The following is a 20,036-nucleotide window of genomic DNA, read 5'->3' on the forward strand; positions in this document are numbered from 1 at the left end:
TTTACAGTTAACGTGAGAAAATAAGATGCTCTGTCTGTTATTCCCGTATGCCATATTGTCAGCCTTGCTTTAATCCTGCCTCTATCTTTAGGAGTCTAACCTTTTCTTTTATAGATTCTTTATACGCCTCATACTGGAGGCGTTCTGGATCATCCGGAGGTAAATCTCTCATCTTTAGTTCCCGGCCGATAGAATATTTTTTTGCAATTTCGTCCTCTATGATATTATCAAACTCCCTCATTAGTCTGCTATTATCTAGGATTTCTTTTATTTCGTCAAAAGTTAATTCAATCATTTCTAATTCAGATGGCTGACTGTTAATGAAATTATTAACGTCATCGGTTTCTACCCCTATATATGCGTAATCATTATCCTGATGGTAGTATATTATTCTCTTGGCATACAATTCAACAGGTGTAATAACGGTGTAGGCAGCGCTTTTATTTTTTTTCTTAAAATATTTCATAATATACCTCTACTCTATTTTTAAATATTATTTGTTTAATAAAGTCCTCTGAATCAGGTACTCTATCAAGGATCAGTTTAATTACCCGTTTGAGTGAGTTAGTACGAAGAGAATGTGACAAGTATGAAGCTATTCTGTTCTTGTCAGGATGTTTTTTCAGTATTCTCTTTATTTTATGTAAGGAACGCTTCCTTATTAGTCTTCTATTATACCAGGTACGATAACCGACAAAATCAATACCGTGAGCTATTTTACCAATATGAGTTTTATTATTAATTTCCAATTTAAGTCTATTTAATTGCATCTTAATTTCAATTAAAGCATGATTCAAATCTTCTTTATTGTCAGATAATATTATGAGATCATCCATGTAGCGTACATAGTGTTTATATTTTAATTTTCGCTTTATAAAATGGTCAACCGGGAATAATGCTATATTTGCAAGTATTTGAGAAGTTACACTGCCGAGAGGCAATCCTTTACCTTCAGAATTATCATAGAATTTCTTTAATAATGACAAAGTGTCCTTACACTTTATTATTCTATTGAGCTGCCTGTTTAATATTTCATGGTCTATCGAATAAAAAAAGTTTTTGACGTCTACTTTAAGGTAATAGCCTTTATTTTTATAAAGGACTAGATATTGTTTTAATTTATTGCTTGCTGCGTGCGTCCCCCTTCCCCGGATACATGCATAAGTTTGATTAATTAACCGCCTTACAAGAATATCTCTAATAGCATTCATGAGCGCATGTTGTACAATCCTATCTTCCAAATGAGGCGCTTGTATCAGACGCTTTTTAGGATCATGCACATAGAAGTCTCTCGTGGGTCTTACTTTATAAGTTCCTTCCTCTAATGATCTCAATAATCTATCAAGATTACACGCAAGATTATTCTCATATTCCAATAGAGAATAATTATAGCTCTTATTTCGCTTCACTTCCTTAAAGGCAGTAATTAACGCTTCGTAATTACACCATATTTGTTTTAGATTACCATGTCTTTTCATTAATGTCTCCTGAATAATCAGAATTTCGTAATTACTACTTTAATTATTATTCAGTTATATTTTAGCCAACAAGGGCAAGGATAACACTCCCTTTGATTATCTTACATCTATTATGCCGTAACATAATAGTTCTCAAGTATATCAGAGTCACGAGCGGGCGCCCACATTCCGATTGCTATTTGTACTATTATTATTCAGATTGAGGCACCACACACCGGCGGAACTAGTGCTATACCAATAACCGCCGGAAAGCGCACACATAATCAGTGTTACCCTGCTATTCATCGTCTGTCATCGCCCTTTTGATCCATGCACCTATCATTCTTCCCACTTCATCTATATGCAATTGGGATACTCTATGTTTCTGTGAATCAATATATTTAAGTTCATACGCAAGATTAATTAATTGTCTCAATAACTCATGTTTTATATTAAGATTTGTGAAAGTAGTTTTCTTATGAAATTTTTTATTAATTGTTATGGCGAATTCATATATCTCATATCCTATCTCCCGTATTTTATTCGCCAATAAATATTTTTCGTGTTTTGGGAACTGTTTTAACATGATGTTATTATATACTATCATGTCTTTTATTTTCTTTACAATAAGAAGATATTCGCTCATAATCGCTCCGCTCACTATCGCTCGCTACGCATTTACACATAAAGGCACGAGCGGGCGCCCACAGTCCGACTGCTAGTTGTACTAGTATTATGCAGATGGAGGCACCACACACCGGCGGAACTAGCGCTAACCCAATCACCGCCGGAAAGCGCACACATGTTATTACGAATAAATTTATAAAATCTATCTTTCCCGAACATATTGGTACCCTGACTGCTTAGTGAATACATATTTAATGGTAATTTTAAATCGGTCAATAATCCACTTGTATCTAAGACAGGGTTTGTATTATTCCCAAAAGCATCAGACACATAATGATTCACTAATATATCAGATATGTCAATTGCATCGAAGAAACTTGCGTTAAACCAATGTTCTTTTGATGTGACGTTGGCTATATTAACAGATTCTGTCAAAACATAAAAAGTACCTTTAACAGCAGACAACCCACTAACGTAATCTGCCGTTAAGGCAGTTGCATCTACATATAAGCCATTATTTGAATCAGTTGTCCTATATTTTAACTTATATGTGTCCGCGTCAATCACTTCAACATCAAAGAACCTATATTGTAAAATACTATTCCATTCAGTAGTCGCAGAACCGTCAATCATCACAATATCGCCCGTTATGAATCCATGTCCTGTGCTCGTGATCACGGCAGGATTTGCTCTCGTTATTGCCGTTATTGTCTTGCTAACAGCTTGACAAGTTATGCCTATACAAATTTCCCACAGGTTTCCATTAAGGTCTGCAACGCCACAGAGTTGACCGTTGTGCGTTGTCTTTGGGAAATTTGATGCGCTTCCTGTTTTCCGCGCTTCGTTTCTTGAAAACCAATATCCGTCATCGCAGGCTTGGTATGTTACACTCGGGTCATCGTAGTCCACGCCATAATTATTATTGCCCTTCGGGTAATTCTTAATTCCCGCCGGGTCATACCACGCACAAGCAGAAGTTGACGCAGCTGCCTGCGCATGTGCTTGTGATAATAATGCTAAATCTGCATCAATGAATATAGTCTTTGGAAAATAATCATTTCCTCTGCTTTTAGCCGCGGCAATTGCACCTGCATAATTATTCGAGGGGCTCTGCCCGTTACTGATACAGTTTGAGAAAGAACCAGTATAATTATTCACTGCATCGCGTAAACTTTCAACTGAGGATGTGATAGGATTGCCGTATTTAACTGACGATGCAATGCCGGATACCCCCGCTTGAAAGTTAGTAAGACTCCATATATATTTGTCGCAGAAGTAACCCTTTTTAATCTGCCCACCATTTTTGCATGAGCGAGGGACCCAATAGCCTGCCTGATTTGCCGCTTCTTCACTGTAACCGTAATTTTTAAGCGATTCACAATCTACTTTATTTCCAAAGTAAGGCGGCGCAGGATCATGCGTAACTTTGAATGCGTGAGCGGGGATATATACTGCCACGCTGCCGTCTATAACATTAACATAATTACCGTAATTTTCGCTCATCTTATCATAAGTTCCCGTCATAGGTATTAAATAAGCCGGCAATAATTCTTCCGGGCAAATACCTACGCCAAAACCGATTTCTCCGGGCTTCCCGATGTCATTTACTTCGATAGTTAGTAATTGATTCTTTAAATCCGCCGCTTCAATTCTAAATGTTTCATCCGGTTCGTTTCGGTCAAGAATGAAACTGTCGTCCGGTTTTATTGACGTCGTTTTTGTTTGTTCTTTGATTCTTGCCATAGTTAATTCTCCTTAAATTTTGCGATTATGCAATCAAACCATGCTATTGCTCTGAATATTGCCGATATATCTTCAATACCCGATTTGCTCATTGACTCCAACAATCTATCACGAGTAATCTCCGTATTGTCGGACATTGCTATATCAGATACTGCTTCGAGCAGCTTGTATCTAATATCTTCTGCTACGTCTTCAATATGAGCAGACGATAAAGCGCCGAGTATTTTATCGCGCGTTATTTCAATTGACGAGAAATTATTCAAATAAGATTCCCATATTGACGCAGTAATCGACTCTCCTAAATGATTAGTTATTATATCGTCTGCTTCATTCATTATTGAATTATCTACTTCCATGTTAAGCAGTCTGTCGCGTGTAATTCCAATTGCGCTTAATGTTTGTTCAATCGAATCTCCTTCAAGATAGAGATGATTAACAGCCACTCCTAAGCTATCTATCGCCGCTATTGATAATCCTTCGAGCGCAATATCATTAGCTCCGCTGTATTCTGCTGCTATGACTTCGCTCAGATGATTTACAATAGCTTCGTCAAGATGATTTGTAATTGATACCAACATTATGATATAGACACTATCTTATGAGTAAGTTTGTTGACCTCGAATACAGGGCGGTCGCCTTGCACATAATTTTTCTGAGTCGAAATCGGGAATACCACCCACGCGGTACCGCCTGAGCTTGCATCCATCAGCACTAACGCCGTTGGCGTACACGTTCCGCCTTCGAGAGCAGGGAATCGTATTTCAACTGCATTATTAACCGTAGCGTCGCCATCGTCCGCAGCGTTCGAGAAATTTGTCTTATTATTAGCTAAGCTTACTCTGCCGTACCCGGTATAATTCGCTTCCGTGAATGTGCCGTCTTCGCCTACGGTAGAAGTCGCCAAAGCGGCATAATAGACGCCCGGAGGCGTAAAGGATACTCCGCCCAATAACATATCGTTAATTTTTTTTTCGAGCTGGTCAGTGAACATAATTACCTCCTATATACTGTTTAATTGATTCTTTAATTCGGACAACGTAATGAACACGAGTTTCTTTTCTCCGTCGATTACCCTCACCTGAACTAAGTCGTAATCCGCTCCGCTCGACGCGTCGAGTTGCAAGAATCTTACCGCGTCCTCGGGCAGAGCAAAGCCGTCATAGGGAGTAATAACGTCGCCTTCCAGGTATAATTTACCTCTTGCTACTGTTCGATTATCAGTAATATTAATCAGGTCGTATTCAAGATAATTGTATGTCAAATCCTGTGTGTCTTCTTCCGCAAACAATATATTAATTGTGCTTTTGTTTTGCGACGCATTATACGTTACGGATATATCGACGCCTAATTTTTCAATTAACCTTTGCGACGTTGTATTTTTATCCTTCTTTGCCCCGAAAAGAAATTCCTTGCCGGAGTAATCTCCGTCAAGCGTAATTGTAAGCTGCGCCGGGTCGCCGCGATAGATTATAATATTTTGTTCTTTAGGCAGAGCCATTATTTTTTTAACTCCCTGTACAATTTTAATTTTTCCTCGTATAATTGTATTGCTATATTTAATTGCGACAGCTTATTGTAAGCTTCTTTAAGCTGCTTTTCGGCTTCGTATATTTCGCTCTGTTTTTGCACGATAAACTCAACCACTTGTTTTTTTTGCTGCATTAAATTTGCGAGTTTTGTCGAATCTGCCGCCGCCGTACTGTCCGTTTGAGCAGCTATTAATGACGCGTTAAACATTATTATAATTGCCGTTATTAATTTTTTCATATTGTCTCCTATTGTTAATTATATTAAAAGTTCTGGTACCGTCGCCAGGTAGAACCACCAACATAAATATATAGTATACCACTTGAAGAGATATAATAGTCACCAACACCTAAACCTGTGCCACTAGGCTGTGTATCCGTAACGCCATGGAACTTAGAAAGACTTTTTCCACCTATCGAGATAGAGCCACTTGACGCATTGATTAATATGCTTCTATTTGCATCGGAAGAATTAGTTAAAGTAATTTTATAACCTTGTATAATATTATTGAAATTTACTGCTCCATAAGTTTCTACTAAATCTATTTCTCCGTTTGCAACGATAACATTTTTTGTCCCTACCAAATCGCCCCAGTTAAATGATGTTGAGGTCGAAAACTTAGACGATTTAATTTCTCCCTTTACTGTCAACGTATTCGACGTCGTATAATTCCAATCCATCGAACTCGTAGAATTTCCTATAAACATCTTAGGCGAGCTCGGATTCCATACTGCGAATCCCGTAGTAATTGTTTTACTCGTTCCTGTGCTTAATTCAATGCCCGTCGAACCGGATATATTATAAAGTTTCTGATAATCTATATTCCATCCTGCTATTTTCGTTTCGTAATCGTCGAGGCGGAATATAAATCTGTTTAATCCGTCAACCGCGCTTATTCCGTAATATCCCGTCCAGTTTGCTCCGTCATGCGTCTGTCCGAGCATAACATATTTTGTTTTTGTGCCTGTGCCTAGAGGACGCGCATATATCGATTTATCAGTCGCATTGATAACAACGCTTGTATTATCATCGGTTAACCAATCCTTCGTTATATTCCAGTTACTTATCTTAGCCGTTAAGTTTGCCGCTCCGGGAGAATACCCGATATTCATTAAGAATGCATTTGCCGTATTATCCCATATCGAAAATCCATACCGCGCATATCCCGCGTCGTTGTATGCGCCTGCCTGCACCAATATTTTTTGCGTTCCGCCGGTAGTTTTACCAATAATATTCAGTCCGATCGGATAATCCTGAGTAGCGCCGTAGAGCGTTACGCTGCCATACTCGCCATAGAAGGTTAAATTTCCGTTCGTAAGATTAAAGTCCGTTCCGGCATAACCGGCGACATAGTTATTGCTGCGTATGTTGCCCGTTCTTATTTTGTCCCCGGAAATTGACGTTGTCCCGGAATTGATTGCTCCCGCGAGCGTCTGCCCGTTGTAGAATGTTGTCGTACCGGTTATATCAAGTCTGCTCCCCGCAATCCCTATTCCTTCTGTGCTAATGTTAATCTGATTAATAACGTCGTTCTTGCTTACTTTAAGATTGATGTTGTTTGCGTTCTGAGTTATTTGTGATTGCAGAGTTGCGTCTGCGTTCGTTCTGTTAGTCACTTCGCTTGTAATTGCATCTGCGTTTACAGTGATGCTCGCTTCTGCAGTTGTTAATCTGTCGTTCAAGCTGTCCGCGTACGTCTTGTTTGCTTTAAGAGTAATTGCATTTGCGTTCTGAGTTATTTGAGTTGTATGTGTAGCTACCGTGCTGCTAAGATTGTTAAAGTCCGTCTGACTTACTTTAGTATTTAACGCATCTTCAACCGTCTGCGAAAGCGTCGTTAAATAAAATTTACCTTTCAGATAAACATTCTGAGCGTAGAGACCATAACCCGATAAAGCTCCAAAATTCGCGTCTGTTATCCCCGCAAGGTTTCCATAACGTGCCTTAGTTTTTGACGACGAGCCCCATGCCGACCAGCTGTTAACGCCGTTGATAATATCAATATAAGGAGCGTATGCGTCAGACGTCACGGTATATACTAACCCCTGCCTGGATGCGTCCGAGGTATTGCCGATTCGAACGAACACGTCGCCCTTTTGAGCGCTTCCGGTATTGTAAGATACCGTTACTGTCCTTCCGCTTACGCTTGTTACCGTCGCTTTCACTTGCCTTACAGTTGTTCCTGCCGCGTCCCAGGATTGAGCTATTATTAAATCGTTAACCGCAAACGGGCATACGTTATGATTGCTCGGGTCTTCGAATGTAATTTGATTTCCGCTCGCACTTTCCACTTTTGCCGCGTCGCTCGTTATTACGTTTCCGTTCGTAGCGCGTATCTGGTTAAGCAGCAATTCGTATACGGACATAGTGCCGCGAACTGTAAGGTTATCGACTTCTAAATAGCTCTTACCTGCCTGCGAAACTCCATAATCTAATCTCCATCCGCTGCCCGCCCAGCCGCTTACAAAATTATTGTAGATTGACCTGCTGCCATATTGCTGAATGTCGCCGTAGAAATAATTAGTGCCCGCGCCTTGCTGGTTTATAATCCCAGTAAGATTTATATTATTAAATTGCGGAGATGCAGATGTTCTTAGATCTTGCGGCACTGTAATTGAGAATGTTCCGCCAAGATTTACCGCTCCTATTTGGAAACCATAATTATTGACGGATGCATTTATTTGGTTAGCGGTAAGTTGATTTGACGTAACGGTAAAATGAGTGGTATTGTAAAGTAATGATAATGTTCTGTTCGCGCTAAGGTCAGCCTGCGACAATCCGTCAATTTGCAGAGGAGCTGTAGTGTAGATTGTTCTGTTCGTTCTTACAACAGTTGTAGTATCTGGGCTCCACGCCCACTTCCATTGCCAGCCGTTATTATAGTAAAGATACTTATTATTAACTGCCGCCGGTACAAATCCGGTGCTGTCCGCCGAGACCTGATATAATAATTGATTAGCAGCCCCGCCGAGGATGTTCCACGCATGACGGACGCTGTCCGGCTTTTGGAGGCTCAAATAATTCGACGTAAGCACAGTAGCGGTAACGCCGTTAATATCTATTTTAACAAGATTGCTATCGTCGTCGGACCACAGCTCGATATATCTGTCGTTGCCGATGCGGAATTTCGGCGCGGATGTTCCGTCGATGTAATAGTAATTTTGAGCGTTCAGCAGCGTTGTAAATATAATTGCCAGCAGTAATATTTTCCGTTTCATTATGCCGCCTCGTATTTAAATTTTTCAATTAATATCATGCCTTCGCCCTGCGTCGCCTGAGCGCCGCCGGCAAGCATTTCGAGATATATCGTATCGTTCGCCGTATATATTTTTTTCAATGTTAATTCCTGCCCGGGCTCCAATACTGTCTTTAGCTTTCCCATTATTTTGTCGATCGTGAAAAGAGTGCCGGACGAATCGTAAAGCCTGAACTGCGAAATAGTATCGTTCAAAAAAGGAGTTGTTAATTTTATTGTAATTACGTTTACAATTTCGTTTTCGCTTATGTCGATTACCTTTATTGCGCTTTGCCCGAGCATCGTATAATTGAAAGATTTAACGCGCAACGGCAGAATGTTCTGATTGATTATTACATTGTTTGCGCTCGTCGACGACGATACGCCGGTTGAAGACGAATTATATTTCTCTTTGCTCATCACCGCTCGCGCCTGTTCAAAGTCGTAATCGTAGCCTGTAACGCTCACGAGTTCAAATGTTGCCTGAGTTCTCACTTCGTCAATTTCCGCGCTCTGGATGAAATATCTTTCCCCGTCGATGTCTATCTGATCGAGCAGTTCCCAGTCGTACATATCGTCCGTAAGTCTCGCGGAAAGATTATAATAATAATGCCGTTTGCCGTAAAAGTTCATAACGTCGCTCGCGGCGTTTGCAGCGTAAAGATCGAGCGCCTGCTGAGTCATTTCGACCGTGTTGGGAGCTACTATTTCGAGCTTGAGTTCGTTGCGCGGCTCTATGCCGGCGTATTTTTTTACCGTAGCCGTGCCGGCAAGCGGCTGTCCGTCTATCAGTTTTCCGCTGTTGACCGTTACAGTTACGGCGTCGACCAGCTTGTCCCAAAAGAGTTTTTTATTCCCGTTTTTTTTATTCATATTTACAATAGTTCGTATAGGATTATTTGTAATATTGCTCTTTTTATGAAGCACTAAGTCCCCTGTTTTATTCACATATATATAACATTGTATTGATGCTGCCAACATTTTCAGTGCGTCGAGCGGATGATGTCCAAACGGGTTTTCATCTATTGTTTTTTCGTAATAATCCAATGCTATTGGGTATCCGCTTGGATCAACTTTGTTTATTACGGTAGAATTTCCCCATATAAGTTCATATATAGCTTCAATTATCTTTATGCCGTTAAAACCGGTTACAACAGTCCTGCCATAGCCATCAATTCCATAATAGCATATATCATCCATGTCGTAGTATTTTTTAGCATAAAATTTTATTTGTGGTATGAAATCTTCCCAGTCTGGAGGGTCATATTCAAAGTTAGAAGGTGGATTATAAACTTTTATCCAGGTTGTTTGCACTCCATTGAAATTTGTAAAGCCGCTGTCTGTAACAATAAACTTTCCCAATCCTTCGTGAAATATACCGTAATTGTCATAATAACCGATATTGGGATGTTGAAATATATCTCCTTTCTCTAATATCAAATTATTATGTGCTATAGGCGTTCCTTTACTAGCTGTATAATTTATATATACAACTGTCCATGTGGGCAACGCATAACATTCTCCAACTCCGCTTAAATTTACTTTACTGATACCAATACCATATTGCCCTGCATAGCCTGATCTGAGATTAACGGCATCTTGTATTTCTTCCCTTTGTTTCCTTACATTCGCTATAATTGACAGTGCGCTTATTTTATCAATGACATTAAAACGTATTTTTTTTTCATTATCCGCCCATTCAATCGTCGAAAAATCGCACAGCCCTTCGAACAGCTTTGACGCGCTTTTATCCGTTTTAACTCCGTAAAATTCGAAAATATAGCGTTGGGCTGCGCTCAGATCGCCGCTAAATGCCGCATAGACCGGGCTGCCGTTTTCGTATTCGAGCGTAAGATTAAGTTTATCGTACACTATAACGCCCGCTTCTCCCGGGTTCCGGCTTTCAATTCTGCGTTTAACGCTGCCGAGATTATATATCTTAGCCGGCGGGCTCCAGGTTTCAAGAGTTCCGTTTATGCCGTTTTTGAATTTCAATATCATCTGCTCGTCCTCTGTTCGTAGTCGTAATATCTGCCTACTTTAAGCGCCTCTTCGTTGTCGAAGTAAGCTATTGCCGGTCTGGAGGCGAGTTCTTCTATTCTTCGCGTTAACGTATCTATTTTCATCAGCATCCCTGCGTTATCCGCTCCTCCGTTTGTTATATACATATAATTTCTTACCTCTCGCACAGTTCTATCTACCAGTTCTGCCATACCTGTTGCATAATCTTCCGCCGGCGCTATAATTTCAACTCCGTTTTCCCCGACAATTGCGCCGCCGCGCGCGTAACCTTTCATTGTTGTATCTTGTTTCATAATATTAGCAGCTTGTAAAGCTCCCATACCAATTACTGCAGCGGTCATGAATGGCGCAATTGCAGGTCCAACACCAGTAGGAGGAGGAGCATATAACGCAGCCACTGCCTTATATGTTTCTATCCATACCTGGGCTACGGCAAGTAACTTATACGCAGCTGTATGTTTTGAGAATAAACCGGCTAATTGTCCGAGGATTTGAGAGGTTATTTGTAATGTGTTCATTACTGCTTGCTGATCCAATGCTCTTTTACGCCGCGCATATTCTTCGTCCAGCGCTATTTTAAGTTCGTTATAATTTTCGTATGCTTTTATCTTTTCGTCCTCGGCGGCGTACCAGGAGTCCAGCTGGCTTTGCAAAAATTCTTTTTCATAGTCTTCTTTGTTCTTATAATCCTGCAACAATATGTCTTCCGGTTCGCCTACGTCGGTTTTTATATCAGGGGCTTTAAGCGCTTTCTGCAGTTCGGCTTCGGTTTCGTACAACTCGTACATCAGCGCGGTAAAATCCTTGCCGTATTTTTCGTATAAATTAATCCTTTCTACAAGGTGCTGTTTTTTCATTTCGAGTATAATAGCGTCGTTATTGCCCTCAATCTGAGCCATCTTGATTGCGTGTTCCTGCGCCAGCACAAGTTCTTCTTCAGCTTTTTTGAATACATCTTTATTCGTTCTATCTGCATTATTGCGTATGTAATCTATTCTTTCATTAATTGATTCTAATTCGGCTTTGTATTGATCTAAAAGTTCCAGATTGTGAGGAGAAATTGGACCTTCCGTAACGTGCTGCAAATTTTTTATTTTTTCATTTAATTCTAAGCGTCTGTTTTCTAGCGCCGTAAGGTCGCCCATATTGTTTTTAATTTCGTACAATAAATCAAGCTGGGCTTTTAATTGCTTCCCTTCTTCGCTTGTGAATATTTGTTCCGGCTCTATTCCTAGTTGAGGTATTCCAGCGGTAATTATGAATGGTTCGTTTGATAATTTTATTTTTATTTTTTGTATTTCATTATCGATTTGCTGTATACTTAATTTTTGATATGAATCTCGTAGTTTGTCGATTTCTTCTTTTTGTTTTTTCACCTCCTCTGTGCTATCTTCAAAAATTGAAGGCAAAAGCTGCATAACGAACATAAGCGCATTGATGCCCAGCAGCAGACCGCCGCCGCCCGTGATTGCAGCTGTCAATTGCTGCATTACGGTAGCTTGCCCCTGCGCCGCCTGTCGCGCTTGAGTAAATGCCTGCACTACCATCGGTATATTGTTTGCAATCGACATCATACCCATTCGGGCGTTAACCAGAAACATGTTCGCATCGCCCAATATCCATCCGAATTGACTTACAGCCATGGTCATATTATTAACGCCCGGCACCGTGGAACCCGCCGCGGCGTTTAATCCTTTAACCTGCGTGTTCGTGTTCTGCAGTTGTTTATTAGCGCCGGAGGCGACATCCGCAACTTTTTTAAGAGCAGTTTGAAGCGCCCCGCTTGCTTTCTGCGCTTCGTCGTTCATTTCGACAAATTCGCCCTTTGTCAAATCGAGAACTGCTATCGCTTCCCTGCCGTCAATTGTAAGTCTGAGTTCCAGTGTATCCGCCGTTGCCATTATTTATCCTTTATATGTTTCAAATAAGCAAGAGTATCAAGAAGTTCGTTAAGTTTATTTAACCTTATCTGATAGAAATAATCGAGTATAATTTTTCTTTTTGTTTTCAAGATAGCTTCGCGCTTGGAAGCGTCGCCGCCTGTAATTACGAATAATATTGTTTCCGTTTCGCTCGCGTTCAGTCTGCCTTTGTAATATTTAGAATCATATCCGCGTAAATCTTCAAGTTCGTCCGCGGCTTGTTTTTCCCACGCCGCTAATTCTTCAAAGATTCGTTTATAATAGCGCCTAATACTGATTTCGTTAAAAAAAAATCCGCGAGTATCTTCACTTGCTGCGACTCGCGTATTTTTATTATTAACGATCTGTCAACGTCCGTTCCGTCTTCGTTCTTAAGAATTATAGAAAGCGTTTTGATCATTTCCTCGTTAGTAAAGCCGCCTTCAACTTTATTTTGATTGCCGCTTAGTTTATCCAACACTTTATCAATCCATTCTTTTTCTTCTAAGTTGAAGTCGTCCCAGAGATAGACTTTCTTCCCGTTGATTACGTAGAGCTTCCGTTCCGCTTTTTGTCCGATTTCATTCTTCATCTTTTTTAACCGCCTTCGTTTGATTTTGTTTTTTAACAATCATTCCGTTCATTATTATTTTTTTCGAAACCGTGTCGGTTAAATCGTAACGTTTGCCTTCCGGTTCTATTTCGCGCAGTTCCGCTTCGCATCCGTCTTTTGTCCTGACTATAGTACCGAGTCGCGTCGACGCGTAGAATATTCTCTCTTTTCCGTCGTAGATGCGCAGAGTGACGCCGGAGTTCTGCGTATAAGGTATTTTCAATACCTTTTTAATGACCGTTTTTTTGTAGTTCAATTCTTCGTATTCGAGGTCTTTGTTAATAATTTTTTCCTCTGCCATTTTAATTTCTCCCGTTAGTAACCTATTTTAAGAGTTCCGCCTTCAAGCCCGTTATCGTCTACGGTGCCTCCGTATGTAGCGCCGAACAGGAATTCGTGTTCGTAAGGTCTTACCTTGCCTTCGAACGTAATTTTCGATAGACGCTTGTCTTCGTAATCGTCCTCGGTGTAGTTGTTCACCGCGCCCTGGGCAAAGTCGAAAGCGTCGAAGTAGCTGCCGTTGTTGCCCAGTTTAATCAGTACGGGAGCGTCAATATTTTTGTTAAGAAGCTCTACGATTTTCGCAATCGACGCGTTGCGCATTGTTATTTCGATTTTGTGAGTAATCCAGTCGACGAGCAATTGTCCGGTTGCGTTTTCTGATGTTTCCGCTTTCATTGAGTATTTAAAATCTTCCAGCTCGCCGCTTTCGAAAAGCGCGGTTGACTGAGGAGCTTCGACCGCGAGGAAGTTAATTCTTCTTCTTTGTGTTTCGTCCTCGCCGGCTGTGTTTGAAAGTCCGAAATCGACAGGGGTTTCAGTATCTCCGGAATCGCGCAGAGCTTTAACCGTATCGTAATCCGCCGCGCCACGCAGCTGCTCTTTTACAGATCGCCTTTCCATCGAAATCATATATTCGAAGCCAAGCCCGAGCAGAAATGTACTCGACGTAAATTTGAACACGTCTTCGCTTCCTGCTGTGAACGATTGTTTTTCCGTCATTATCTGCACGTCGCATTGTAGATTAATATGATCGAAAAGCGACTTGAGATATTTCATCGTAGGTTGAAGCGATTCGTATTCGACTTGCGCCTGCACCATATTCCTGCCCTGGCGTCCTTTAACGTCCTTGCTGGTTTTGTACGCCGCAAAGCGCATCGTTGCTTTGTCGCGTATTCCGACTGCGGCGACTCCCTCCGGAGTAGCCGCAAGCGTTCCGATATTGCATTTAACTATTTGTTTAATGCCCGGTATCGATATTATTGGATTTGCCATTTTATTGTTCCTCAATTAATTTTTTCTATTAAATCGACAGGCACGGCGAACGTTACGAGATATTTCCATACGTAGTCTTGCTCGTCAATTAATTCATCTCTTATCGGATAAACTTTCCGTTCATATCCCGGTAGATGATTGAAAACCTCGATGCCCGTAATTTTATCTATAACAAAATCGACATATTCTGCGGGCATCATGCTTGTAAATTTTTCGCTCGGTTGAATTGAATTGTCTACGAATCTTATGATCGGAGCTACGTTAATAAGCATCAATCGTTTCATTAGTAACGTTCTGCCGCGGCTCGTGTTTTCATACGTTGAGCCGCCGTATAGTATGCCCAATATTCCGCGAGGATGCGCAAGCTTGTATTGATCGAGCGTGCGCAGTCTTTCAACGCTCACTCTGTCCTGCCTAGGCAGTTCCAGCGCGGCTTCGCCAAGCGCATCCTCGAAGATTTTAATCGCTTCCCGTATGTTTTCTATTTTAACTTCCATTTTCTTTTGGCGTTTTTAATTTCAGCATTTTCAACAACTGTTCAATAAAACTCCATGTGCTCAATCCGTTAGCGATCAGGCTTGCAGCCAATCCGTAGATGAATATATAATACCATTCGATAGCGGCAAATATGCCTACATGAAATAGATAGCCTGCGCAGCTTAGAATGAAGCTTATCAAAACGCTCACGGCAATAGTCAGATTGCCGGTTGTATTCAATATCTTCTTTGCGTAAGAAGTGAAGAACAGAACTCCTGCCGAGAGTCCGGAAATCGACGTGAACAGCGTCTCGAAATCTAGTGCCGGTTCGCCGCCGGGATCGGTTTGCGCCGCAAATATCAGCAGCGGCGTTAACAGTAAGATTACTATTGCTATTAATGTTGTTGCGCTTTTCATTATCATTCTCCTTTTAGTGTTTTAATTAATCCCTGTATGTCGATCGAAGCGCCGGCGCCTATGAAAAAATCCCACGTTTTGTTCTTAATTCCGTATCCGTATGCCGCCAGTACGCCGGGGCTCACGTTGCTCCACAAGTTTTTCTTTGTTATTGTTCTGGTAGTATTGACCGTCTTACTTATTGTCCTGTCGTAGTCATATGAATAATGTTGTAACGAAATTAAATGTTGACTCGCCAATGCGAGAGGTATTGGCGATCGGAATTCGGATACTATGTGTATACTGTCGCGTGTTCTTCCGGAAGAATCTTTCGCTACGTAATTCGTATCTACCGTTGACGTGAATATCCTCGGTCCGTTTTCGCTTAATTCTTTCTCATACTGCTTTTTTGCCTCTGCATATATCGAATCTATATTGATTTTATTTTGCTTATAAATAACTTTCAATTCCGGTTTAATTAAGCCTTTAAGACTGTCCAAAAGCTGCGCTTTAATCTTTGCTTTTGCTTCGGCGGTAAATTCATTCGTGGTTACCGTACGCACTTCTTTTACTATAATGGTAGAGTCTGTTTTTACGCCTTCTTCAACCAGCGGATATATCTGGTTGCCGCCGAAATAACCGGCGAACGCCGCGCTTATGGCTATTATTATCAGCTTGAGTATGTTTTTCGTTCTGTCGCTCATTTTATTCCCCGCAATATTTCAAAACCTTTCGGTTCCGGTATATGTTCTTCCGCTATCCATACGTCGTGAACGGGAGTTTCGAACAACGCTTTTTCAGCCATTCGTCTTCTTGTCAAACCGGGCAGAACTTTGCCGCCGCTTTTATTCCATTTAAGGAATTCTTCAGCCGCGCCTTTGAAATCGCCCATGTTTATTTTTTTTAATAATGTACTATCTCGCAACGCTCCTAAGCCAATGTTAAAAGCAATATCCACAAGTGCATCGAATTGATTTTGATTTACATTTACTTTTAGCAAATTGTTAACGCCTTTTTCGAATACTTCCACATCTTTCTTAAGTAGTTCTTCCGCTTCGGCTTCGGTTTTAACCGTCGATAATTTATAAGCAAGTTCTTTATTCTCTTCGCCTTTCAGCGGTTTGCCGTTGTATAGGATTGCGTGTCCGTAGCCTTCGGTCCAAATTCCTGCCGGGCACATTTTGGGCTGTAAACCGATAAGCGTAAGGTCGCCGTCGTGCAGCGTTTCGAAACCTTTAATCAACTTGTAGCAATTTTCCGATGCCCGCATCATTTTTCTTCTTCCTTTTTGTCGAGTCCTTTAAGCAGCTCGATTCTCAAATCTATTTGCGTTTTCAAGTCGTTCAGTTTTTCGATCGATTCTTCTATAGTCAATTGATTCGATTCGTATATTTTATCTACTGCAACCAGAGCGTCGTTATAAAGCTTTTCCTTAATGCTCGCCTTTGCCATTTTCCGCTCAATATTTTTTCCACATATCGCTGTTGAATATTTTGTCGCTTGCGGTTTTATTAACCCGTATTTCGCCTGCGAGACCTACCGTATCCGCCGAAACCGGATCGGCGTCCAGTACGATGTCGCCGCGCTGTATCATAATTAATTGTTTCGTTGTTTCATCGTAAATATTTTGCTCGCTCGCCGGAATGTCGTCCCGCATTCTGCGCTTCTTAATATTGTAGATAACTCTGTCGTCGCTTATCGATTGTATTATTGAAGAACTTTTGCTCAACGGCAGTTTGTAACGCCCGCGTAAGTATGTGTCTATTTCTTCTGCAACTTCTTCGGCTATCTGGTTGAAGCGTACGACTACTTCGTCGTCGCTGTCCGTCAGGTCGATTTCGGCTTCGTTTCTGCCTTCGTCGTTAAGAAGCTGTATAAGTATTTGTTTATCTATCTTCTTTGTTATGTTGTCAATTGTTGAATATGCCATTTTTGTATCTCTTGAATATTACTTTGAATGCAAATTCGATCCTGCGCCTGAGCGGCTCTTCGCATACTATTTTAAGCGCTTCGCCGAGAGTCAGTTTGTAGTTCCGCGCGACGTATTTCCGCATTTTTTTTACGAGCTTTTGTCTCATCGTTCAGTCTTAATTATGCGCGGGAGGCTGAACCTCCCGCTAATTATTAAACAACAGTTGCATAAATATTTGCGGCTGGTTCCTGAAATGCTGGAAGAGGATTTGACTGTACTAACAGCCACAAACCGCTCGGATCTTTCTCAATCCAATCTTTACTAAAGTACTTAGCTACAACCGTGCCCGCTTCGAGATCGTCAATTCCGCCGAACAGCAGACGATTGTCTGCGCTGGGCGATACCAATGCAACTTTGCCGTCTGGAATTAGCTGTTGCTGCGTTCCGGATTCGTCCGTATAGACCCCGCCATATACATAGATGTCAATGTTTTCTATCGTTGCTTTTTTCTCGGCTCCCGCGCTTATTACGTTCGGATCGCTCTGCACCTGTCCGATGTTGATTTTCAATTTGTCCATATATTTGACTACTTCGTCAGCGGCAATGAAAAGTTCCCATGTTGCCGGCGACATAATTGCAACCGTTGGTATTTTGCCCGACGCTTTCTGAGCAATTAATTTCCACTGTCTTAGATTCTTAATTGGTGTGCACGAAGTCGGAGCGTCCCATTTTGCCGAGCTTAAAGTCGGTTTGTTTGCAGCCGGCATACCGAAGTCGATGCTCCAAGTTCCTTCGTCCTGCGCAACAGAATAAGAGCCTTGCAAACCCTGACAGCAGAGGTATTCGATTGTTCTGTTAATAGCGTCGAACATATCTTTCTGCTCGGCAGCGTAGCGCTGCTTACGTGCGTTTTGTATCGGGTCTTCGCCGGGATTTCCGCCCGGGACAAATACCGGAGCGCCCGCGCCGCGTGTGTAGAAAAGATCGTCCGCGCTTAAGAATTTTTTGGGTTTAAGCTGAGGCGGTTCGATTATGCTCGACTTTTGGGTTGTGTTCGACATTACCTTTCCCGGGTTGCCGCGTTTGACCAACGGCAGAATTTTCTGTCCGCCTACTACAACGTCGACCATCACGGTTTTGGTTGCGAATGTCTCCTCGCGTTTGAAGAGCAGATCGCGAACAAACGAAGGAGCGGGAATCATCTGATTTACGGCTTCGGTCAAAGCCGCAAATCCGAACGGGTTAATTTGAATAGCCATTTTTATTCTCCGTTAAATTGTTATTAACTTATTTTACCGATAAATATCGGAGTGCCTTCGAAATCCGCTTTAGCGGCGGCGTCCAGTCCGGTAAGAGCGTCTTCGTTGAAATGACCTGCCGCGTAAGCCATTGCGTTTACGTCCGAGCTCGTAGCGTCGACGTCTTCCGCGAGTATAAGTTTAGCTACTTCGCTGCCGTCGGATTCGGCGTCGTCGTATGCTTTGTATTTTCCGGAAGCGGTTATTTTACCGAGAACGGTTCCGGCTGTAAGAACGCCCGCTCCCGACGCTATTGTTACAGGCATCAATACGCGCGGAAAATCGCCCGCGAACAATTGCGCTTTGCTGTTCTCCTGAGTGTTTACCAAGTCCATTGTTATTCTCCTTTAATTGTATTTTAACTGACGTTTAATTTTTCTTAGGATTAACGAACGATGCAATCTCTTTTCCGAGTATTTGATAATCCGCAAGTTTGTTATCTCCCGCGTTTTGTTTTGTAGCTACCTCGCTCATTTCGATTTTATCCGGGAGCCGCTTAAGCAAATCTTTAAGGTAATCGTAAGCGCTGAACTGAACTTTCGTTTGAGCCGCTCCGTCGGAAGACGAAAATTCGAGGTTGCCTTTTTCCTTAACGGCAAGCAGAAGGCTTACAACTTTTTCTTTTTCTGCCGGCAGTATTTTAAGTTTCATCTCCGGCGATTCGCAAAAGGCGAGAACTTCGTTTCTGTTTTTTTCGAGCTGCGCGGCGGATATGGTTTGAGTAGCCTGTTGCAGCTGTACTTCGAGTTCTTTGTTTTCTTTTTGCAGCGATTCCAGCGCGGCTTTAAGTTCAGGATCGACTTTGCTGAAATCGTATTTGCTTAAATCGACTTTCATGTCGTCTCCTTTGTTGTTGGATGATAATTTTGTTTCGTCGAAATCTTTATTCTCTATAATTACAGGAGGATCGCCTATAACTTCGAGATCGTATTCGGGCAGTATTTGATCCGCTTCTTCCCTGCCGAATTTTTCGATAAACGCATTCTTAATGTTCCGGAAAAGATTTTTTATCTGGCTGAACGGCCAGCGCGATATTTCCATTGAGAACTCATGTTTCCCTCCGCCTGCAAACTCGTATTTATGTTCGTCTATTTCTGCAAAGTGGGATTCCACGCCCGGCAAAGCGAACGAAAGATTTGATTCGCCTGAAGAAAAAGAATATGTCCCTAGTCCGTCGACCGCCGGCGCAACTTCCGGAGGCAGAAACCCGATGTGGCTTAGCGACAAAGTTTTTTCATCGAGCGATACGCTGCGTCCCGGCAGCTCGCCGCGGTTAACGGCTTCTTTAAATTTTTCATTGACTGTCTTAGGAAGCGCAAATAAATATTTGCCTACGCGTTTAAGCGCGGCGATAGTGCCGAAGCCAAGCTTATCGTAACTTGGATGTTCCACTACGAACTGAGGCTCTTTGCCCAGGTCGGTATTTTCGATAATTTTATCCAGGTCTTTTTCTTCGAAGGTAACCTTCTTGCCGTTCTTTGCAACGAACGTCCCTGTTTTCAGTATCGGCATCCAATTGTAATTTTTCATTTCATTCGCTCCAACAAATTGAC

The 20,036-nt window shown here is 41.7% G+C and carries 24 protein-coding genes; all 24 read right to left on the reverse strand.

Annotated features, from left to right (window positions below; all coding sequences use genetic code 11):
* Positions 1-58: 58 nt before the first annotated feature.
* Positions 59-466 carry a hypothetical protein gene (locus tag ACSSWA_RS01260; RefSeq protein WP_437354787.1) on the reverse strand — a complete coding sequence of 136 codons (408 nt, stop codon included), beginning with the start codon at positions 464-466 and terminating at the stop codon, positions 59-61.
* A complete protein-coding gene (locus tag ACSSWA_RS01265) occupies positions 453-1,478 on the reverse strand; it encodes a reverse transcriptase domain-containing protein (RefSeq protein ID WP_437354788.1) in 1,026 nt (341 codons plus the stop codon). Before ACSSWA_RS01265 ends, ACSSWA_RS01260 begins: the two co-directional genes overlap by 14 nt.
* Before the next feature lie 277 nt (positions 1,479-1,755).
* Positions 1,756-2,103, reverse strand: a complete 348-nt coding sequence (avd, locus tag ACSSWA_RS01270; protein ID WP_437354789.1) for a diversity-generating retroelement protein Avd — start codon at positions 2,101-2,103, stop codon at positions 1,756-1,758.
* 32 nt (positions 2,104-2,135) lie between these two features.
* Positions 2,136-3,827: a hypothetical protein gene (locus ACSSWA_RS01275; RefSeq protein WP_437354790.1), complete on the reverse strand. Its 1,692-nt coding sequence runs from the start codon at positions 3,825-3,827 to the stop codon at positions 2,136-2,138.
* 2 nt (positions 3,828-3,829) lie between these two features.
* Entirely contained in the window at positions 3,830-4,405 is a 576-nt protein-coding gene (locus tag ACSSWA_RS01280) for a hypothetical protein (RefSeq protein WP_437354791.1), read from the reverse strand.
* Entirely contained in the window at positions 4,405-4,818 is a 414-nt protein-coding gene (locus tag ACSSWA_RS01285) for a phage tail fiber protein (protein ID WP_437354792.1), read from the reverse strand. Before ACSSWA_RS01285 ends, ACSSWA_RS01280 begins: the two co-directional genes overlap by 1 nt.
* Before the next feature lie 9 nt (positions 4,819-4,827).
* The gene (locus ACSSWA_RS01290; RefSeq protein WP_437354793.1) at positions 4,828-5,325 is read right to left on the reverse strand and encodes a hypothetical protein; all 498 of its coding nucleotides are present in this window, start codon (positions 5,323-5,325) and stop codon (positions 4,828-4,830) included.
* A complete protein-coding gene (locus tag ACSSWA_RS01295) occupies positions 5,325-5,594 on the reverse strand; it encodes a hypothetical protein (protein ID WP_437354794.1) in 270 nt (89 codons plus the stop codon). Before ACSSWA_RS01295 ends, ACSSWA_RS01290 begins: the two co-directional genes overlap by 1 nt.
* 23 nt (positions 5,595-5,617) lie before the next feature.
* On the reverse strand, positions 5,618-8,572 hold the full coding sequence (locus ACSSWA_RS01300) for a hypothetical protein (RefSeq protein WP_437354795.1): 2,955 nt from the start codon (positions 8,570-8,572) through the stop codon (positions 5,618-5,620).
* Positions 8,572-10,590, reverse strand: coding sequence for a hypothetical protein (locus ACSSWA_RS01305; RefSeq protein ID WP_437354796.1), 2,019 nt, complete (start codon positions 10,588-10,590; stop codon positions 8,572-8,574). Before ACSSWA_RS01305 ends, ACSSWA_RS01300 begins: the two co-directional genes overlap by 1 nt.
* Complete coding sequence (locus tag ACSSWA_RS01310) at positions 10,587-12,512, reverse strand: hypothetical protein (protein WP_437354797.1); 1,926 nt, start codon at positions 12,510-12,512, stop codon at positions 10,587-10,589. Before ACSSWA_RS01310 ends, ACSSWA_RS01305 begins: the two co-directional genes overlap by 4 nt.
* Before the next feature lie 256 nt (positions 12,513-12,768).
* On the reverse strand, positions 12,769-13,104 hold the full coding sequence (locus ACSSWA_RS01315; RefSeq protein WP_437354798.1) for a hypothetical protein: 336 nt from the start codon (positions 13,102-13,104) through the stop codon (positions 12,769-12,771).
* Entirely contained in the window at positions 13,094-13,426 is a 333-nt protein-coding gene (locus ACSSWA_RS01320) for a hypothetical protein (RefSeq protein WP_437354799.1), read from the reverse strand. The genes ACSSWA_RS01315 and ACSSWA_RS01320 overlap by 11 nt, the downstream gene beginning before the upstream one ends.
* A gap of 14 nt (positions 13,427-13,440) precedes the next feature.
* Complete coding sequence (locus tag ACSSWA_RS01325; protein ID WP_437354800.1) at positions 13,441-14,400, reverse strand: hypothetical protein; 960 nt, start codon at positions 14,398-14,400, stop codon at positions 13,441-13,443.
* Positions 14,401-14,411: 11 nt separating this feature from the next.
* Positions 14,412-14,897 carry a hypothetical protein gene (locus ACSSWA_RS01330; protein WP_437347892.1) on the reverse strand — a complete coding sequence of 162 codons (486 nt, stop codon included), beginning with the start codon at positions 14,895-14,897 and terminating at the stop codon, positions 14,412-14,414.
* Positions 14,887-15,294 (reverse strand): hypothetical protein, encoded by a 408-nt coding sequence (locus ACSSWA_RS01335; protein WP_437347891.1) that lies wholly within the window; start codon positions 15,292-15,294, stop codon positions 14,887-14,889. The genes ACSSWA_RS01330 and ACSSWA_RS01335 overlap by 11 nt, the downstream gene beginning before the upstream one ends.
* Positions 15,295-15,296: 2 nt before the next feature.
* Entirely contained in the window at positions 15,297-15,977 is a 681-nt protein-coding gene (locus ACSSWA_RS01340; protein WP_437347890.1) for a hypothetical protein, read from the reverse strand.
* Positions 15,974-16,543, reverse strand: a complete 570-nt coding sequence (locus ACSSWA_RS01345; protein ID WP_437354974.1) for a lysozyme — start codon at positions 16,541-16,543, stop codon at positions 15,974-15,976. The genes ACSSWA_RS01340 and ACSSWA_RS01345 overlap by 4 nt, the downstream gene beginning before the upstream one ends.
* Positions 16,543-16,725 (reverse strand): hypothetical protein, encoded by a 183-nt coding sequence (locus ACSSWA_RS01350; protein WP_437354801.1) that lies wholly within the window; start codon positions 16,723-16,725, stop codon positions 16,543-16,545. Before ACSSWA_RS01350 ends, ACSSWA_RS01345 begins: the two co-directional genes overlap by 1 nt.
* 7 nt (positions 16,726-16,732) lie before the next feature.
* Entirely contained in the window at positions 16,733-17,203 is a 471-nt protein-coding gene (locus ACSSWA_RS01355) for a phage protein Gp36 family protein (protein ID WP_437354802.1), read from the reverse strand.
* Complete coding sequence (locus ACSSWA_RS01360) at positions 17,184-17,351, reverse strand: hypothetical protein (protein ID WP_437354803.1); 168 nt, start codon at positions 17,349-17,351, stop codon at positions 17,184-17,186. Before ACSSWA_RS01360 ends, ACSSWA_RS01355 begins: the two co-directional genes overlap by 20 nt.
* A 46-nt stretch (positions 17,352-17,397) precedes the next feature.
* Positions 17,398-18,444, reverse strand: coding sequence for a major capsid protein (locus tag ACSSWA_RS01365; RefSeq protein WP_437354804.1), 1,047 nt, complete (start codon positions 18,442-18,444; stop codon positions 17,398-17,400).
* A gap of 23 nt (positions 18,445-18,467) precedes the next feature.
* Complete coding sequence (locus ACSSWA_RS01370; protein ID WP_437354805.1) at positions 18,468-18,818, reverse strand: head decoration protein; 351 nt, start codon at positions 18,816-18,818, stop codon at positions 18,468-18,470.
* A gap of 34 nt (positions 18,819-18,852) precedes the next feature.
* On the reverse strand, positions 18,853-20,013 hold the full coding sequence (locus tag ACSSWA_RS01375) for a hypothetical protein (protein ID WP_437354806.1): 1,161 nt from the start codon (positions 20,011-20,013) through the stop codon (positions 18,853-18,855).
* Positions 20,014-20,036: the final 23 nt, after the last annotated feature.

Source organism: Melioribacter sp. Ez-97 (assembly GCF_051488665.1).
GTDB lineage: Bacteria > Bacteroidota > Ignavibacteria > Ignavibacteriales > Melioribacteraceae > Melioribacter.

What these genes read in the sequence shown, in the direction of transcription:
- ACSSWA_RS01260 (WP_437354787.1), bottom strand. Translation starts at nt 466, where the DNA reads ATGAAATATTTTAAGAAAAAAAATAAAAGCGCTGCCTACACCGTTATT.
- ACSSWA_RS01265 (WP_437354788.1), bottom strand. Translation starts at nt 1,478, where the DNA reads ATGAAAAGACATGGTAATCTAAAACAAATATGGTGTAATTACGAAGCG.
- avd (WP_437354789.1), bottom strand. Translation starts at nt 2,103, where the DNA reads ATGAGCGAATATCTTCTTATTGTAAAGAAAATAAAAGACATGATAGTA.
- ACSSWA_RS01275 (WP_437354790.1), bottom strand. Translation starts at nt 3,827, where the DNA reads ATGGCAAGAATCAAAGAACAAACAAAAACGACGTCAATAAAACCGGAC.
- ACSSWA_RS01280 (WP_437354791.1), bottom strand. Translation starts at nt 4,405, where the DNA reads ATGTTGGTATCAATTACAAATCATCTTGACGAAGCTATTGTAAATCAT.
- ACSSWA_RS01285 (WP_437354792.1), bottom strand. Translation starts at nt 4,818, where the DNA reads ATGTTCACTGACCAGCTCGAAAAAAAAATTAACGATATGTTATTGGGC.
- ACSSWA_RS01290 (WP_437354793.1), bottom strand. Translation starts at nt 5,325, where the DNA reads ATGGCTCTGCCTAAAGAACAAAATATTATAATCTATCGCGGCGACCCG.
- ACSSWA_RS01295 (WP_437354794.1), bottom strand. Translation starts at nt 5,594, where the DNA reads ATGAAAAAATTAATAACGGCAATTATAATAATGTTTAACGCGTCATTA.
- ACSSWA_RS01300 (WP_437354795.1), bottom strand. Translation starts at nt 8,572, where the DNA reads ATGAAACGGAAAATATTACTGCTGGCAATTATATTTACAACGCTGCTG.
- ACSSWA_RS01305 (WP_437354796.1), bottom strand. Translation starts at nt 10,590, where the DNA reads ATGATATTGAAATTCAAAAACGGCATAAACGGAACTCTTGAAACCTGG.
- ACSSWA_RS01310 (WP_437354797.1), bottom strand. Translation starts at nt 12,512, where the DNA reads ATGGCAACGGCGGATACACTGGAACTCAGACTTACAATTGACGGCAGG.
- ACSSWA_RS01315 (WP_437354798.1), bottom strand. Translation starts at nt 13,104, where the DNA reads ATGAAGAATGAAATCGGACAAAAAGCGGAACGGAAGCTCTACGTAATC.
- ACSSWA_RS01320 (WP_437354799.1), bottom strand. Translation starts at nt 13,426, where the DNA reads ATGGCAGAGGAAAAAATTATTAACAAAGACCTCGAATACGAAGAATTG.
- ACSSWA_RS01325 (WP_437354800.1), bottom strand. Translation starts at nt 14,400, where the DNA reads ATGGCAAATCCAATAATATCGATACCGGGCATTAAACAAATAGTTAAA.
- ACSSWA_RS01330 (WP_437347892.1), bottom strand. Translation starts at nt 14,897, where the DNA reads ATGGAAGTTAAAATAGAAAACATACGGGAAGCGATTAAAATCTTCGAG.
- ACSSWA_RS01335 (WP_437347891.1), bottom strand. Translation starts at nt 15,294, where the DNA reads ATGAAAAGCGCAACAACATTAATAGCAATAGTAATCTTACTGTTAACG.
- ACSSWA_RS01340 (WP_437347890.1), bottom strand. Translation starts at nt 15,977, where the DNA reads ATGAGCGACAGAACGAAAAACATACTCAAGCTGATAATAATAGCCATA.
- ACSSWA_RS01345 (WP_437354974.1), bottom strand. Translation starts at nt 16,543, where the DNA reads ATGCGGGCATCGGAAAATTGCTACAAGTTGATTAAAGGTTTCGAAACG.
- ACSSWA_RS01350 (WP_437354801.1), bottom strand. Translation starts at nt 16,725, where the DNA reads ATGGCAAAGGCGAGCATTAAGGAAAAGCTTTATAACGACGCTCTGGTT.
- ACSSWA_RS01355 (WP_437354802.1), bottom strand. Translation starts at nt 17,203, where the DNA reads ATGGCATATTCAACAATTGACAACATAACAAAGAAGATAGATAAACAA.
- ACSSWA_RS01360 (WP_437354803.1), bottom strand. Translation starts at nt 17,351, where the DNA reads ATGAGACAAAAGCTCGTAAAAAAAATGCGGAAATACGTCGCGCGGAAC.
- ACSSWA_RS01365 (WP_437354804.1), bottom strand. Translation starts at nt 18,444, where the DNA reads ATGGCTATTCAAATTAACCCGTTCGGATTTGCGGCTTTGACCGAAGCC.
- ACSSWA_RS01370 (WP_437354805.1), bottom strand. Translation starts at nt 18,818, where the DNA reads ATGGACTTGGTAAACACTCAGGAGAACAGCAAAGCGCAATTGTTCGCG.
- ACSSWA_RS01375 (WP_437354806.1), bottom strand. Translation starts at nt 20,013, where the DNA reads ATGAAAAATTACAATTGGATGCCGATACTGAAAACAGGGACGTTCGTT.